A 15,493-nucleotide genomic window follows, 5' to 3' on the forward strand; every position below is an offset into this window, starting at 1 on the left:
ACATTTGTTCGCGATAGAATTTGATATGACCCGTGGACGCTTTAGCGGACTCGGAACGACGGGCGATCTTTCCCGGAGTTAAGGGCTTTCGTCACTTCGTTCCTCACCTTCCGCGATAAAGGGCAATCGCGTCGGAAACGGTTATCACAAAAAAGTGCTAAACGTGTCTGAAAAGCCGCGTCATTGCTGGGTTTTCTCGCGCTATCCTATAAGGAACGTAGTAAAAAGTGATAACGGAATGGAGTAGCAACACGCGCACCTTATGATGTTAAAACCTTTTCCTTTTCTAGCTGGATTGCTTCTTCAATTTTAGACATCACTCCGTATGCCTTTATGACACTGCGCGGGATTTTCTTATCGATTAACCTTGCCGCCTTTCGGTGATTAGCCTCCGTAACTTGGTCGTAGAGTCTTAGAACAGGCTCAACGTAAATATACTCGGTATGAGTGGTAGCCTGCATCGATTCCAACGTGTCGCGCACCGTCTCGTAGTCCGCTTCCGCTTTCTCACGCGCCTCACGCTCCTGCTCACATCGTTCGCGCGCTTCCTTCAACGCCGCTTTAACTTCGCGCAACTCACGCACCGTCATCTCGTCAGGCGTTTTAACTTCGCCAGATTTGAGCGTATGTTCGCGGTCTCGTTCTTCGGGTGGGAGCGTTGCGATTTCGTATAGTGCGCGCAGTCCCATATCGTTGAACGTGCAACGATTTGAACCGAACTCGTCTGCAACTTTGATGAACATTCTCGCCTGTGACGGCGCCATCTCAAGCTCATCGCGACACCACCGTTCCCATTGACCGTGCGCCAAGTCGTTCTCCTTAACGTGTTTCAAGCGCCGACCAATTTCGAAGATAGCTTCGCCAGCCACGCGTTTATACGCGTTGATCTCGGCCGTTATCGTTGGGAGATCCGCTGATAGTTGCGTCGTTTGCGTGATCACTTCGCTCAATGTTATCGCCTCCTTTTCGCGTTATACCGTATACATAAACGTAGACAGTCTCGATTGCGATTCCGTACGTCCTGGCGATAAATTTTCCGTGCCAAATTTTTCCCCGTTCACATACCTACATTTTCCGGAAAACAACTTAAAACTTTTTGAAACCAAACATATGTTCGACCGTACTACATAACAAAAGCGGACGAAGGTTGCCGCCTCCATCCGCAATTGCCTTCCCGCTCAGCCTGTTAGCGAGAATCATGCGATATCTTCCGGTGAGAGTTTGGCGCCCCTCAAATATCGCGAAATTAACTGATCACCTGAATGTTTGGCGCCATCCAAGCGATTTAACCACGCATGGAGTTCCTAACCGGTTGCCGCCGGTAGGTACGTAGCCTACGTTTAACCTGTCCAGGTCACATATCCGATCTCCCCTCCGCATGTGAATCATCAGCCGTTCGCGCGACTGGCCTCATCGGGGACTTTCCGTTAGGGTGTAGTTTTAACCGACACCCTTCTCGGTATCAAAGCGAAAATTCAACGTCCACGCCGGTATCCAGAACCTCGCGACAAAGGAACTGTAACGCGCTGGTACTCTCGAGCCTGGCGCGGATCTCCGGAATAGCGTCCGGACCCTTGTCCTGCGAGTTCTAGGCGGATAATACTGCGTTGTTTGCGGCATTGCTGGCGACCTCCTTCCGGATAAAGCCGAGTTCGTCGAGCTGATCGCTAGTAATATCCATGCAGCCATCAGTCGCGCGTTCATGGGCGCCTGTGATGCGTCGGAATGCGGCCGGCACTATTGCGATAGTCTGACCGATGCCAAGCGCGTTGACTATGTAGTTGGTGGCGCAAGGGCGACCGTAAATGTCATAGCCGATTTCGACTGTGTAACGGATTTGGTGGCGGTCCTTGTCCATAATCTCCGCGACGGCGACAAGTGCTTCAAGCTGGCGTTCGTTGGCTTCGACAGTACCTTTGATTACCTTGCGGTTCATACGTGGGAAGATTGCGTAAAACAAGCGGAATGGGATATAGCTGCGTTGACCGTTAAGTGTGACGCTGTAGAAGCCGCGGCGACCGGTGCGTTCGAATACGACGATAGATTTTTTTTCAATCATATTTGAAACCTCCTAATATGTTTTAACGTATTACGTTTAACGTCTGTCGTTAATCTATAAACGAAGTATATATCGCCTATCGTTAAACGTCAATAGATTATTTTAAAAAGTTTATCGAGAGGATATAATAGGAGGTGAGAGGTGAATGTCCGTGGCAATATTAATCAAACTCGATGACGCATTAAACGGTGCGGGCGTTACCAAGAACGCACTTGCTCGTGAGGCTAAAGTAAGACCGAATCTTATTTATGATATGTGCGAGGGCAAAACGAAGAGGATTGATTTGGAGACGTTGAGTAATATTCTGGATACATTGAACTCGATGACTGCACGCCGATACACATTAACCGATGTCCTTGAGTACATACCTCAACAAAAAGAAGACCGCTAACCCGTAAATGGGCGCGGTCCTTTTTATTTCATTTAATCTCTTTTATCAAAATACTCCCTTAGTAGAGTATTTATGATTTTAGTCATAGATCCGTGGTCGTCGCGGATTTCTTGGTCAACTTGATCCGCAATATCATTTTGGAGCCAAAAAGTTTTTCGGCGGTGAGTTTCTTCGAACTTCTGTCTTTTTTCTTTAACTGGCCCAATTCTCTTTCCCATTTCACTTGTACGTATGCTGTTCTTAAGTACTTTTTGCCTTATCTCGCTGACTTGCATTTAGTATCCAACTCCCTTATGTAATAGGAGAATATTTTACCATATTTCAAACATCTACGTAAACGTTAATCCGACTGATAGTCTAGATTGTAGGCATTAGCAAAAAAAAACACCCGACCGCCGTTGATCGTGCGCCTAATCCTATATGTTCATGTATATTACGAACATGACCGCGTAATAAATTCCGACCACATAAACGGCTCCGAGGCTAGTTCCACCGGCCTGAGATATACGTTTCTGTTGTTCGTCAGGATCTGCGTACATCCTCGCTATCCTGGCGACCTTAGACTCCGCAAAATGTAAATACAGCCGGTTACCGAGGAATCCGAATACAATACATAACACAAGATTGACGATCCAAGCATAGATATTTGAGTCTACTGTCGCGGTTAGAACATAAAACAACACCGAATGAATTACAACGTACAAAAACGTGTAGAGGTATATTTTTCGATAAGCCAACCAGAAGAGTGTGAATAGGAATGCCCCTATATTAAAGCTTGTTGATTTCCCCCAACTTTCTACAAAATAGTCATTTGAAGCGAAGTCTTTTAGCTTCTCTTCTGTTACTGATTGGTGTTGATAAGACACTCCCACCGCTCAACCTCCCGAACATTCATTTCCTAAATTGTACCATATGCCCAAGTTACCGAACAGGAACAAAATGGTTAACGCAAAAAAGCCACCTCTGGAATTTCTTCAGAGATGGCGCGGCTTTTTTCATATCATATTTTCGTATTACGTTGAGTTTTCGCGGTCAACTTATGAAGCGGACTAGCTACCGCATGTTTCGATTTTAGATCCGCATTAACTAGCGCGACATAACGTTTAGTCATCTCCATTGTACTGTGACCGAGTGCTCGCTGCGTATCAAACGCGTTGGCACCGTTACGTAAGAACTCAAGCGCAAACACATGGCGCAAGTCATACGGCCGAATGTGCTTTCCGATTCGTTTTCCGTAAACTTCGAGCCGATCGCCCCACGTATGCCGATTAAGGGGCTTTCCTTCGTATGAGCAGAATATCGGCACTTCGTCCGCCCACTCCTCCGCACGTACCGAGATAAGCTTCCGCAATGATTTAATCGTTATGTCCAAGATAGGCAGCGTACGGGCTACGCGACTTTTTGCAACCTTTGACGGTACATATATCTCGCGCGCCGAAGCGTTAAAATCCTGCGGTATCAGCCTGAGAGCCTCTGAGGGACGGATTCCGGTGTCCAAGGTCAAAAGTATCAAGGTATAGTCGCGGAGCCCTGTAAACGTCGTCTGGTCCGGCGCAGCAAGCAACGCCTTTAAGACTTGCTCCTCGATTGCTACCGCACGGTTCTCCGTCTTACGTTTCCGTATACCTTCGAGCGGATTGGTCGCGATATGCTTCTCCTTAACGCAGTACTTAAAGAAAGCGCGGAGATAAACTAAACGGCTGTTAAACGTTGCCGGCGCGATATCATCGGACATATGCGTCAGAACAGCTGTCTCAAGCGCACTGTCCGACTCCCAGGCGTCCGGATACCGTTTGAACAGTAGATTAACGGTGCGATCGTAATCATCCGCTGTCTGGTCGCTGATATTGTCTAATTTCTTACGCTGCTGGAAATCCGCTAGGACATCGCGCCAATGCGACCGCCCTCCATCCGACGGTTTAATACTACGTACTCTAGCCAAAACAAAAACGCCTCCCTTTCGGTGGCGTCTTCGTATACCTTGCGCGAGTCCTGTGTACCTGCGGATAACTCCGTATCAGATACGCAGGACCTCAACGTTAATTTCGCTAATTTAACGTGATGTTACCGCGCCCATTTCGTTATAATGCCGAGGACGGGGGTCGAACCCGTACGGTAGTCACCTACCGCAGGATTTTAAGTCCTGTGCGTCTGCCAATTCCGCCACCCCGGCATATTGTATCCGCGCATGTTCCTAGCGTCGTTCACGTTCACTTGGAAAGCCCGAAGGTACGCGTGGAATTCGCAATATTTTGCGAGATCATCCCGAAATCTAGGTGTGCACATTTCGTCTTAGCGACAAAATCGATAATACCATGTGCAACCATATGATGTCAATATATGAAACTCATAATTTTTCGCATCACCCCGGGCCAAGCACGATTCTTCTCGATGACCCTCGCCATCGCTCTGCTTTAGCTTTAGGTACTGAAAGCAAATCAAGGGGCTCCTTTGCAATCGGTACCATGCTCTTCCCGCTGGAGCTTCCTATGGAATAATTTTTCGGTTACCGCGCATCCTAAATGAAGCTCGCGTGCTTCATGCGGAGACTAGAACAACAGTAGAAAAGGAAACCCATCGCCATGAAAAAACGAACATGCTCAGCCTTCTCATTGCTTGCCCTTGCGCTGATTCTTGGTTATCCAGGCCATGTGCATGCGGAGCACGTGCCTTCCGCCTCCAAAGGCAGAGATTATTATGAGGAGCGCGGCGAGATCGTGTGGGAAGTCCCCACGCAGAACAAGGTGATCGCCCTCACTTTTGACGACGGCCCGGACGAGCATAATACCGTTCAAATTCTGGATCTGTTAAAGCGGTATGACGCTAAAGCGACCTTCTTCGTTGTAGGCAGCCGGGTGGAGAAACATCCCGACATCGTCGCGCGGGAGCTGCAGGAAGGACATGAAATCGGCAACCACTCCTATACGCATCCTCCCTTTCACAATATTAACGTCACGAAGTTATCAAGTGAGCTGAATCAAACGCAGGATGCGATCTATCAAGCCACCGGCATGAAAACCGTACTGTTCCGCCCGCCCGGGGGCAGCTATAATGAAGCGATTGTGAGTACAAGCAAGGATTTGGGCATGCTGACCGTATTATGGTCATGGCACCAGGATACCCTCGACTGGCGAAAGCCCGGCGTCAGCCGCATCGTCCAAAAGGTTCTGGATAACGCCCGTAACGGCGACATCGTACTCATGCACGATTTTGTACCCAGCAGTACGCAGACGGTTGAAGCCCTCAAGGTGATTTTGCCGGAGCTACAAAAAAGAGGTTATTCATTTGTTACCGTATCCGAGCTGATGTCCTACCATGAGAAATCACGCAAGTTCATTGAAGTCAACCATTAATAAGCCGTTTGCATGTAAGACAATGACCGCTGCCTATTGGAGGTAACGGTTATTTTTTTGGACAGGCTTCGATCCCGGAGCGCCGGATAGATTTTTTTCTTGAATATTTTAAACCCATTTGTTAAGATACAGAACGAACGTTCAGTATATACAATTTTGACGATAGCCTAGGGGATAAGGGGGTGCATGCGTGAACAAAAAACAACAACAAACCGAAGATACCAAGCGACGCATTGCCGAAGCCGCCAAGGCGCTATTTATGCAGAAGGGATACAAATCAACGTCGATCGAGGAAATCGTCGAAGCCACCGGCAGCAGCAAAGGGAATATCTATTATCACTTTAAAAGCAAGGAAGGGCTGTTTCTGTATTTGATCGAGGAATGGGACCTCGAGTGGGAACAGAAATGGAGCAGTAAGGAGCAGCAATACACCACAACCGTTGATAAATTGTACGGAATTGCCGACCAACTGGTGTTTGATGATCTGAACCACCCCTTCTCCAAAGCTCTGGACGAATTCATGAACAACAATGGAGACGTGTCCGAGGAAGTAGAGCAGCGAATCGTCCGGATTATCCGAAGCCACCTGGAATTCAATCAGAAGTTGCTGCAGCAAGGGATTGATCAAGGGGAGTTTGAGAATCATAACGTGGAGCAGCTCTCCCTCATTTTTGAAAGCCTCATCGTGGGCTTAAGCCAGATGTCCCGCATTACGAAGGTAAAAAATCCGCTTGCCCTTTATCATACGGCCATTCAAGTATTCCTGCACGGCATCGAAAAGAAATCGTAAATGACACCTTCTCTTTTTTATGCTCTATTATAAACCGAACGTTCAGTATAGAAAGAAAACCGTACACCATCATTAAATCGTTGTTTATCTTTGGAGGAATCATCATGTCATTACTTTTGCGAAACAATGGAGCCATTCTGCTCCTCATGTTCAATATATTTTTAGTTTTCACCGGCATCGGGCTTGTCATTCCCATTATGCCTACCTATATGACGGAGCTGCATATCAGCGGAAGCACGGTGGGCATGCTCGTTGCCGCCTTTTCATTAACGCAGCTGCTATTCTCGCCGCTTGCGGGGAGATTGTCCGATATCATGGGCCGCAAAAAAATCATCATCTCCGGCATGATTGTATTCGCCATATCGGAATGGTTATTCGGAGCGGCCAGCACGCCGACGCTGTTGTTCGCGGCAAGAATGCTGGGCGGCATCGGCGCCGCCCTCATCATGCCCGCCGTCATGGCCTATACAGCTGACGTCACTTCCAATGAGGAACGTGCCCGGGGCATGGGATTCATTAATGCAGCGATTACGACAGGCTTCATTATCGGACCCGGCATCGGGGGTTTCATCGCCGAGTTTGGCATTCGCGTTCCTTTCTACGCTGCAGCCATAGCCGGGGGCATTGCCGCTCTGGTGACGCTGCTGCTGCTTCCGGAATCATCCGCCAAGCAAGAAGCACCTACCGTGCTGGGACGGAAACAGGAGAGCCTGGCGGTCCAGCTGGCCCGTTCGTTCAGGGAGCCGTATTTCCTTAGTCTGATCATCGTATTTGTTCTGTCGTTCGGTCTTGCCAATTATGAAACGGTGTTCGGCCTGTTCGTGGATCATAAATTCGGATTCACCCCTAAAGATATCGCCATGATCATTACGTTTGGCTCCATTGCGGGCGCTGTCGTGCAGGCAACGATATTCGGCTGGATCCTGAACCGGTTCGGCGAGAAAAGGGTCATTACGCTCAGCTTGCTCACAGCGGGAATCTGCATTCTGTTAACGCTGTTTGTGCATAAATATTGGCTAATCTTCCTTGTGACGTTCCTTGTCTTCCTGTCGATCGACATCCTGCGTCCTGCCATCGGCACGCAAATGTCCAAGCTGGCAAAGGATCAGCAAGGCTACGTCGCCGGCCTGAACTCGGCTTATACCAGTCTGGGGAACATCGCGGGGCCCCTTGTCGCAGGTTATCTGTTTGATTTGGACATCAACTTCCCATACATCTCTGCATCGATCGTCCTCATCCTCTGCTTTTTCTTGGCCATGCGTGCCGGCAGAGCCTGGGCTGCTACGGAAGCTGTCACGAATGAGCGGTAATCATACGCTGAAACAACATACTCTCTCGTCTTAGACAATGACAGAACAAGACCCTGCCGGAAACTTCCGGCAGGGTCTTTAGGTTTCGTTGTTATGTATTAATAAGCCACCAGGACAATAATCGCCAATAAAGCCACAAGCGCAAACAATAGGGCCCATCCCAGTTCAAAACGTCTTTTTTCCTGATATGCCTTAAAAGCCTTCCTTGACTCGAATACGAATACGATCACTAAGAAGGCAAGCAACACGGGCAATCCCCAGGACTGATTCAATACCCACTCTGACACCTTGATCCCCCATCCTATGTACGAAAATGAGCTGCATCCCACCAGCCTCGGCGTTTGGAAGTACATGTCCCTAACGACTCCATTAAAATGTACCGTAAGTTGTTCCCGATTACAAATCTCGCTGATCGGGTCTTCTGATGGATCTTTTAGGCTTCTCTGGATTTGAGCCTCACTTGAATCATGATCATATTGCAGAGTTAAGCACAGTTGTCAGAGCAAATTAATATTCTGAATTAGTTCATTTCCAAAAGGAGTGCTTTAATGGAGAAAAAATCAACTTATGATTACATCGTTGTAGGCACAGGTCCGGCTGGGGCCGTGATTGCGAAGACACTTACTGACGACATGCGAACCTCCGTGCTTGTTTTAGAATCGGGCGGAAACCATGACAAAGACAAACCGATTAAGGATTCAGCCTTTGCCCTTGAATTGGAAGAAAGTTTCTTTCCGAATTACTTTTGGCAGGGAGAAGGCATCCCCCAAGAGGAACTTGATGAACGCGCATTCGAATGGACAACAGGTCGACTCTCGGGAGGCGGTTCTTCAATCAACGGAGAACAATATGTTAGACCGACATCCGCCGTGCTCCGAAAGTGGAACGGCTGCTTGGACCTCTCTGGTCACCCGAGAAAGCGATTCGACGTTTCAAATCATTGGAGAATTATAACGGAGAAACCACAGATATCAATGCACACGGGTATCGAGGAAGAATTAACATCCGGCAAGCACCCGAAACTCCAACGCCGATGGCTCACAAGCTGACAACTGCGATCGAGCGGGCAACAGGTTATCCGACCATTCTTGACTATAATGATCCGAATACTCCCATGGGACCGTTCACCCGTTGGCAATTATACCAACAGCCTGATGGCCGTAGGGAGAGCTCCTCCACAGCCTTCCTGTCTCGCGATATTATGACGGGAACTGGTCGGGGAGTGAATAACAGAAAACTAACTGTGAAGTTTCGAACAACGGTTCTCCGTATTCTTTTCTCCGGTAAGCGGGCCATTGGCGTTGAATATTTGAAGGATGGCAAGTGCTGCTATGCGTATTCCCGCAAAAAGGTTATTATTTCGGCGGGGATCAACAGCCCTCAGTTGTTGATGTTGTCAGGAATCGGACCCGCCAAAATGCTGAAAAAGGCTGGAATCCCTGTCATCTTCGACAATCCAAACGTAGGGCAAAGGTTAAAAAACCATACGTTAAATTTCGCAGTATTTGCTACCAATTCACAAGATCGTCCCCTCCCTCCCTTAGACCCCAACGCACTGTATACGGGAGGAGCTTTCTTGCCAGATCCATCTGGCATCGATCCGGATGAGCGGGCTGTTCAACTCGTTGGCATTGGATCCGATGGAGAATTGACGATAGCGATTCTGTACTTGCGACCCAAGAGCAATGGGACGATCCGCATACAAAGCAAAGATCCGCTGAATATCGTATTGGCAGATGAGGGATTTCTTTCAAATCCAGACGACATGGAGGCGGTAAAAAGAATTTATAGAACGTATATCAAAGATATTGCCATAGAGTTGGAACAGATTGATTCTTCATATCGTCTCTTATCCCCTACATTTGATATTATCGATGACGATGACAGGCTTGAAGAATTTATTAAGGAAAATTTCGATCACAATCACCATCAGCAAGGATTTCTGCGGATGGCTCCTTTATCCGCAGGAGGAGTCGTTAACCGTAAAGGAAAGGTACACGGGGTTCAAGATTTGATCGTTGCCGATGCGTCCTTAGTTCCATATACAGTCGACGGAAACACCTCTTCTGCTGCATATCTTATCGGCTACACCATCGCAAAGCAATTAAGTAAACGCAAAAAAAAGCAACGACCACATCCGGAATCGGGGGAAGAATGATAACTTCCCCTCGCTTCCGTTATGATGGAATGCTAATATCGCGAAAGCAGCTCAATGCCGCGCTCGACGGGCCGCTACTCAGCCGGTGGATACTTTGAGCTACTACCGGACTAATCTTCTAGTTCAATCTCGATACGGGCAAGGACACCAGCTGGATTATCTCCGCTTCTGTTTGCATTTGACGGGAAGTTAAAAGCGGCGATCACGATATCGTTTGTACCTCTCCGAAGGAAGCGTCTGATATTAAAAGTTCTTCCCGGATTAAAGAATGAAACGTTGCCCTGCGGGTTGTCGATAACGACCGACCGTCCATTGATTAAAACGATGGCAAAGTTATCCACGGACAGGAATAAGCTAGCTCTCTCAATATCGTCTCTAATCGTAAATCTTCTGGCGACCACAGCAGCAGGACCGTTAGGATCATTTCTTCCCCAAACGTACGATTCACCGGCTTGCGGCGCCACCCACGCCGGATTTCGCTCGATTTCTAGTGCATTTACCCAATTTCGATTCGTACTTATTCTTCTGGTTCGTTGACTAATAACAACCGGATTTTGTGCACTCAATGATCTCTGTGCGGCAATCACCGTTCTCATTGCCTTTGCAACGCTACCCGCCCATATTCCGCTATGTCTTCTAGGCGTTTGCAGTTGTTTGACCGTATTTTTTGCCTTTCCAGATACTGTTCTTTTGTACATTTGTGCTTCCTCCTTTTTATCAACGAAATCCTTAACATATATATGAGTCCATTGAATTAATGGATATGGACAATAGATTAGTCAAAATCACTCAATTTTCTCAAATGAAAATATCCTCCGGCTTATAGCACCCAGCGTATGAACCATGATCTTATACCGTTTGATGACCTGTTGGCCTTTGTCACATTTTTTTCAGTTCCTAAGACGACCACACTGATTCCTGCGGTGTCGTTGTTTAATGTTCAGTTTTAGTACAATGAAAATGCTAAAAACGGGGACGGAAAGTTGCCGTCCCCGTTTATCGTAATTGGGGATACCACATGGGTGCAGTATCGTAATTTGATGAATTAAATTAAATCAATGAATGAATGCTTCATTAAGGAGCTTCATTAAATCCAAAACGTTCCCAAGATAATAACCAAGAGAATAAATAAAACCAGGACAGTTCCTACTGGATTACCGTATCCGTTGTAACCACCTTTTTCGCAGCTCACCGATTTAACCTCCTTGCTTTGTGGAATGGTACAGTTTATGTACATAGACGGTCTTAGTCTGGACATTTCGGCAATCATGATCAGATTGTGCTAATGTTAAGGGTATTCCCCATACTTTCAGTGTCTTCAGGCGTCTGCCAAACCGTCCTGTAAACAGCAAAAAACCCATGCATCGCAAGGGTTTTAGCTTCTCCTATTATATAGATTCCGGCTGTATGTGATGCGTCGTTACTCTACATCAACGGGATGCTGTATTTTATCCCGATAAAGATCGATGTACAGCTGACCGTCGGTTCCTTTCACTGCATAAAAAACATCTGCAATTTCTTTGTTCCGGACTTTTAATTTTTCTATAATCCACTCTGGGGACAAATCATTGATTTTTAGATTATTTTCTAATAGTTGTCCATCCATGATAAGCTCAATCGGAAACTGCTGATTCCCTTTCAAGCCCTTTTTCATATCTTTTAAAGTTACATTCTGGTATTCCTTTTTCTTCATTACAGATATCTTTCCATTGATCTCTAATACGCCGTACTCCACTTCTGAGATGTCAAATATATCCTTTTGCCGCAACATTTGATTGATCGTATCTAAGGTTAACTTATTTTTCCTTAGATTCTCTTCCAGGATCTTGCCACCTTCTATAACTACGCTCGGCGTCCCTTCAGCCCACATGCGGAATTTACGATTCTTCACCACGATCTTTGATAAAAAATATGATGTAAATGTAAATACGGCAAGCGAGATTAGCAGGTGTATGACTTCCATTTTTTCATTGAAAGCAAAGTTCGCAGCAATTGCACCTAATATCACGGCCGTAACAAATTCATGAAAATTCATGTTAGACAACGTTTGTTTGCCCAAAAACCGCGTAATAATCAACAAAATAACGAATGCTGATATACTACGAAGTAAAATAATCATGTGCTCTAGCATGAAGACCCATACACTCCTTTCTACCGTATATCTTATGTATGGGCAATTTTTCTAAAAATAAACCGATAAGCTTAGATGCCTTCAGCAGCAATCTCACCTTATCGTAAAATCTCATATCGTTCGGTCTAAACCGTCCTATAAACAGCAAAAAACCCTTGCATCGCAAGGGTTTTCATAAAGTGGGCCCTGAGGGACTCGAACCCCCGACCAGTCGGTTATGAGCCGACCGCTCTAACCAACTGAGCTAAGGGCCCTGAACATACATGTACACATAAACATAAGGACGTCATACATACATCGTTTAAAAATTGGTTGCGGGGGCAGGATTTGAACCTGCGGCCTTCGGGTTATGAGCCCGACGAGCTACCGAACTGCTCCACCCCGCGTCAATGCTGTATCAAACAGCGACAAGAATAAATATACACCATTCCCCTGCATCAAGTCAAGTGCTGTTTTAATGGAATTCCTCAAGGCAGGAATCGCACGCCATAACGCCCCTTCTTGGAACGATAAACCTCTACCATCCGCGGATCATGATACCCGAACAGCCAGCCATCCTGCTCCAGACGTTTAGCGAAGCACCCAGCCTGAAATTTGGTTGTATAGAGCTTTCCGTAATATACCCAGTTCATCCTATGCGGCTCCTTACCGAAATGATAATGTAATGCTGTCATATTATGTCCAAACTTCCACAAAAAAAACGCCGTCCTCCGAAGTTCTCCGTCCCTCCCCATAATAAAAACAATCAGCCATGCCGTATACCGTGCCGGATACGTATATGCTGATTGTTGTCTTGGGTTATAACCCATTCGCTTATTGGCCGTCGGCCTCTGCAAACCGGGCAGCGATGCTCATCAGCTCCTGCTCCATCGAATGCATCATCTGGATGAAATTCATCAGCTGCGCCTTCGTCTCCTCGGCCTCTGTGCGAAAACGCTGCTGGGAAACGCCTTCCCATTCGGCATTCAGCGTTTCAATGACCTGGGACAACCTCGCGACCAATTCCCCGCCGTAGTCACTCCCGCTGCGAATGTCTGCCGCCGCGCGGCGCAGCTCCTCGGGCGATACCTCTATACGTCCTGACATAGATCCGCCTCACGCTCCTCCCTTAATCCCTGGCAAGATAAGTAGCCTTCGTCTCAGCCAGTACGGCCTGAAATTGTTCTTCCTCTTCGTCCTGGTAACCCGTAAAAATAATCTCTTGGATATCCTCATGGTTAAACACGTAAGCAAACTCCGGGCTGACATACCCTTCCGGATACGGACAAGCCAGATAGTCGAACAATTGCGGCTGCTCAAGCGCCAAAATTTGCTTGCGTCCATAGATCACCAGCTTTTTCTCGCCTTCCTTCAAAATGACGATCGATCCGTTGGGCAGCAGCTGCTGTTGTTGCGTCATTACGATCCTCTCCTTTTCTTACTCTGACGATGCGGTGCCGCCGGCGTGCGGCCCTGATTCATTTTGTTCAGAAACGCGGCATTCCGCTGCTCCTTCGGCAATCCCAATACGGGATAATGAGCCCTCAGCTTTTCCATATTGTTCTGGATGAACCGATATCGAGGGATGAACACAACGGCCAGGTACAGGCCGAGAATCAACAGAACGGAAAAAGCCGCCATGCCCATGACGAATCCGCCAAGGTCCCCGGTAACGGCAACCACGACGTAATACCCTGTGTAACCGATGCCTGCCAACAGCAAGGCCGCTTTGCCTGCTTTGCCGATGCCGCCTTTGCGTTCCATGGACTGGTACGTCCCTTGCCGCAGCGCTCTTGCGTGCAGAACATAAAACGCAACGAGCAGCAGGAGCATCAACGCGATCGAGCTAAGTCCATATCCGATCGATTCGACACCGGCCATGTCATACATCATTTTCAAGATAGCCAGCTGGCAAGTGACCGCCAACGCCAATCCGTAAATCCCCAAGTACAGCACAAAACCGACCTCAGACCGGTACGGATTTACGCTCAGGCCAATTCCCCACAGCAGCATGGCCGCCCACACTGCCGCAGCCGCATAAAAATATACCGACATCATCGGCGCCGCCAGCGTGACCAGCGCGGGGATGAGCATAATGAATAAAAAACATACGATGCCGCCCCGAATTTGCTCGGCGGGGATTAACCGGAAATGAAACTGTTCTTCCTCTGAAATCTTCGTGCTCATCTATAACACTCCCTTTATTTGAACCATCCGGCTATCGTAGAACCTATCTTCTCCGCCCCCATTTTCAATCCTTCGGTTACGGTATCTTTCTTCCCGTCCCCGTCAAAATCCGCGAACTTGATGCCGTCCATGACGTAGGAAGCGCCGACCGACACGCCGAAGCCGATGGCCGCACCCGCCAGGGTGCCGATCGGACCGCCCACCGCCGTCCCGATCAGCGCGCCGGCTTTAGCGCCAGCCGCCGCGGAAGCGACCACGGTTCCCACGCCGACACCCACGTCGACGACGGCGTCTCCGGCTATTTTCGCCCCGCTCTTGTTTTCATTGATATTCGTGACCAGATTTCCCACCGTTTGCATGGCGATGCCGGCATAACCAAGCTTGCCGCCCTTCCAGCTGAGCGAGTCCTTCACGGCTGCGCCGGGCAGGACGTATTTCGGAATTCGGGGGTGATTCCGCCAATTGTACTCGGCATAGGATTTCTTGCGGATATTGGCAAGCATGCCGTTCGTCACATTGGCACGCATGTTGCCGCGCTTGTCTTTTTCAAGCCATACGCCGAAGCCGTTCCGGTACATATCCCAGTATTTGTACATCGTGCCCGATGCGGTTGCCGTTCCGAACAATACCCCTGCGGCCGCAAGCGGATTGCCCTTCCATTGATCCGCCGTGCCGCCGAATGGCGCGAGCGCATTGAATTCGACGCCCGCCGCCGTCACGGGCGGATCCGTCTTCTTATTTCCGTTCTGTGCCATACTCGCCTGAAGCAGCAGATGCGGACTCACCTGGGCGACCGATTGTTTGCCGAAATTCAGATTGTTCCCGAGCGATTGGTCGGTCTGCGAAAAATCCCCCGCTTTCTTCACGAGCTGGCCGCGATTCTGCTCCAGACGGCCTACGACAGACTGGCACGCAGCCCGGCATTGCGCAAGACGCTGCTCTACCTGGGCGCGATGGCGCGATTCCCAGGACATGCTCTGGATGCGCTGCTGCATCCGCTCCTGAAGCGCTTGGACTTCCCGTGCAATATCAGATACCGCTGCGCCCTGCTGGTTCAGCATTTCAGGTACCACACGTATTTTGGTCATAGCTAACAATCCTCCATGTCATTGATCGAGAAGGCAAAAATTACAGT

Annotated in this window: 18 protein-coding genes, 3 tRNA genes and 1 pseudogene; 5 read left to right on the top strand and 17 right to left on the bottom strand. The window is 48.3% G+C overall.

From position 1 onward, the window contains the following. Window positions 1-260: 260 nt before the first annotated feature. Complete coding sequence (locus tag AC3RCL_RS21105) at window positions 261-941, bottom strand: DUF3102 domain-containing protein (RefSeq protein ID WP_492536421.1); 681 nt, start codon at window positions 939-941, stop codon at window positions 261-263. A gap of 647 nt (window positions 942-1,588) precedes the next feature. After that, window positions 1,589-2,059 carry a hypothetical protein gene (locus AC3RCL_RS21110; RefSeq protein ID WP_492531767.1) on the bottom strand — a complete coding sequence of 157 codons (471 nt, stop codon included), beginning with the start codon at window positions 2,057-2,059 and terminating at the stop codon, window positions 1,589-1,591. Between the two features lie 145 nt (window positions 2,060-2,204). Here AC3RCL_RS21110 and AC3RCL_RS21115 point away from each other — a divergent pair, with 145 nt between their 5' ends. Beyond that, on the top strand, window positions 2,205-2,450 hold the full coding sequence (locus AC3RCL_RS21115; RefSeq protein ID WP_492531769.1) for a helix-turn-helix domain-containing protein: 246 nt from the start codon (window positions 2,205-2,207) through the stop codon (window positions 2,448-2,450). A 32-nt stretch (window positions 2,451-2,482) separates the two neighbouring features. Here the strand turns inward: AC3RCL_RS21115 and AC3RCL_RS21120 are convergent, their stop codons facing one another. From AC3RCL_RS21120 to AC3RCL_RS21135, 4 genes are all read right to left on the bottom strand, one after another. Next, a complete protein-coding gene (locus tag AC3RCL_RS21120; protein ID WP_492531771.1) occupies window positions 2,483-2,725 on the bottom strand; it encodes a hypothetical protein in 243 nt (80 codons plus the stop codon). Window positions 2,726-2,866: 141 nt separating this feature from the next. Then, window positions 2,867-3,322 carry a DUF2628 domain-containing protein gene (locus AC3RCL_RS21125; RefSeq protein ID WP_492531773.1) on the bottom strand — a complete coding sequence of 152 codons (456 nt, stop codon included), beginning with the start codon at window positions 3,320-3,322 and terminating at the stop codon, window positions 2,867-2,869. Window positions 3,323-3,450: 128 nt separating this feature from the next. Further along, the gene (locus tag AC3RCL_RS21130) at window positions 3,451-4,392 is read right to left on the bottom strand and encodes a tyrosine-type recombinase/integrase (RefSeq protein WP_492531775.1); all 942 of its coding nucleotides are present in this window, start codon (window positions 4,390-4,392) and stop codon (window positions 3,451-3,453) included. A gap of 145 nt (window positions 4,393-4,537) precedes the next feature. Next, window positions 4,538-4,623: transfer RNA gene (locus AC3RCL_RS21135), tRNA-Leu, on the bottom strand. A gap of 409 nt (window positions 4,624-5,032) precedes the next feature. On the opposite strand from AC3RCL_RS21135, the gene AC3RCL_RS21140 reads away from it, so the two are divergent. The 3 genes from AC3RCL_RS21140 (at window position 5,033) to AC3RCL_RS21150 (ending at window position 7,903) form a co-directional block, all read left to right on the top strand. Then, window positions 5,033-5,803 (top strand): polysaccharide deacetylase family protein, encoded by a 771-nt coding sequence (locus tag AC3RCL_RS21140; RefSeq protein ID WP_492531777.1) that lies wholly within the window; start codon window positions 5,033-5,035, stop codon window positions 5,801-5,803. Window positions 5,804-5,993: 190 nt separating this feature from the next. Continuing rightward, the gene (locus tag AC3RCL_RS21145) at window positions 5,994-6,593 is read left to right on the top strand and encodes a TetR/AcrR family transcriptional regulator (protein WP_009589588.1); all 600 of its coding nucleotides are present in this window, start codon (window positions 5,994-5,996) and stop codon (window positions 6,591-6,593) included. A gap of 104 nt (window positions 6,594-6,697) precedes the next feature. Beyond that, the gene (locus tag AC3RCL_RS21150; RefSeq protein ID WP_492531779.1) at window positions 6,698-7,903 is read left to right on the top strand and encodes an MFS transporter; all 1,206 of its coding nucleotides are present in this window, start codon (window positions 6,698-6,700) and stop codon (window positions 7,901-7,903) included. 98 nt (window positions 7,904-8,001) lie between these two features. Here AC3RCL_RS21150 and AC3RCL_RS21155 read toward each other — a convergent pair whose 3' ends face one another. Further along, window positions 8,002-8,190 (bottom strand): hypothetical protein, encoded by a 189-nt coding sequence (locus AC3RCL_RS21155; protein WP_228468767.1) that lies wholly within the window; start codon window positions 8,188-8,190, stop codon window positions 8,002-8,004. 261 nt (window positions 8,191-8,451) lie between these two features. Between AC3RCL_RS21155 and AC3RCL_RS21160 the strand changes: the two are divergent. Then, window positions 8,452-10,061: pseudogene (locus tag AC3RCL_RS21160) on the top strand (GMC family oxidoreductase). Between the two features lie 110 nt (window positions 10,062-10,171). Here the strand turns inward: AC3RCL_RS21160 and AC3RCL_RS21165 are convergent. From AC3RCL_RS21165 to AC3RCL_RS21210, 10 genes are all read right to left on the bottom strand, one after another. Next, the gene (locus AC3RCL_RS21165) at window positions 10,172-10,759 is read right to left on the bottom strand and encodes a hypothetical protein (protein ID WP_213577494.1); all 588 of its coding nucleotides are present in this window, start codon (window positions 10,757-10,759) and stop codon (window positions 10,172-10,174) included. A gap of 389 nt (window positions 10,760-11,148) precedes the next feature. Next, a complete protein-coding gene (locus AC3RCL_RS21170) occupies window positions 11,149-11,253 on the bottom strand; it encodes a YjcZ family sporulation protein (protein WP_374705851.1) in 105 nt (34 codons plus the stop codon). A gap of 228 nt (window positions 11,254-11,481) precedes the next feature. After that, a complete protein-coding gene (locus tag AC3RCL_RS21175; protein WP_492531783.1) occupies window positions 11,482-12,192 on the bottom strand; it encodes a DUF421 domain-containing protein in 711 nt (236 codons plus the stop codon). Between the two features lie 180 nt (window positions 12,193-12,372). Next, window positions 12,373-12,446: transfer RNA gene (locus AC3RCL_RS21180), tRNA-Ile, on the bottom strand. A 55-nt stretch (window positions 12,447-12,501) separates the two neighbouring features. Beyond that, window positions 12,502-12,578 (bottom strand) — tRNA-Met (locus tag AC3RCL_RS21185). 81 nt (window positions 12,579-12,659) lie between these two features. Beyond that, a complete protein-coding gene (locus AC3RCL_RS21190; protein ID WP_009589607.1) occupies window positions 12,660-12,824 on the bottom strand; it encodes a hypothetical protein in 165 nt (54 codons plus the stop codon). Window positions 12,825-13,005: 181 nt separating this feature from the next. After that, window positions 13,006-13,278 (bottom strand): WXG100 family type VII secretion target, encoded by a 273-nt coding sequence (locus AC3RCL_RS21195; protein ID WP_009589633.1) that lies wholly within the window; start codon window positions 13,276-13,278, stop codon window positions 13,006-13,008. Between the two features lie 22 nt (window positions 13,279-13,300). Continuing rightward, window positions 13,301-13,591 (bottom strand): DUF4176 domain-containing protein, encoded by a 291-nt coding sequence (locus AC3RCL_RS21200; RefSeq protein WP_492531785.1) that lies wholly within the window; start codon window positions 13,589-13,591, stop codon window positions 13,301-13,303. Then, the gene (locus AC3RCL_RS21205; protein WP_213577490.1) at window positions 13,591-14,358 is read right to left on the bottom strand and encodes a hypothetical protein; all 768 of its coding nucleotides are present in this window, start codon (window positions 14,356-14,358) and stop codon (window positions 13,591-13,593) included. Before AC3RCL_RS21205 ends, AC3RCL_RS21200 begins: the two co-directional genes overlap by 1 nt. Before the next feature lie 14 nt (window positions 14,359-14,372). Further along, window positions 14,373-15,446, bottom strand: coding sequence for a WXG100 family type VII secretion target (locus AC3RCL_RS21210; protein WP_251493684.1), 1,074 nt, complete (start codon window positions 15,444-15,446; stop codon window positions 14,373-14,375). Window positions 15,447-15,493 lie beyond the last annotated feature (47 nt).

The sequence above is a fragment of the Paenibacillus sp. MT86 genome, from assembly GCF_058792535.1.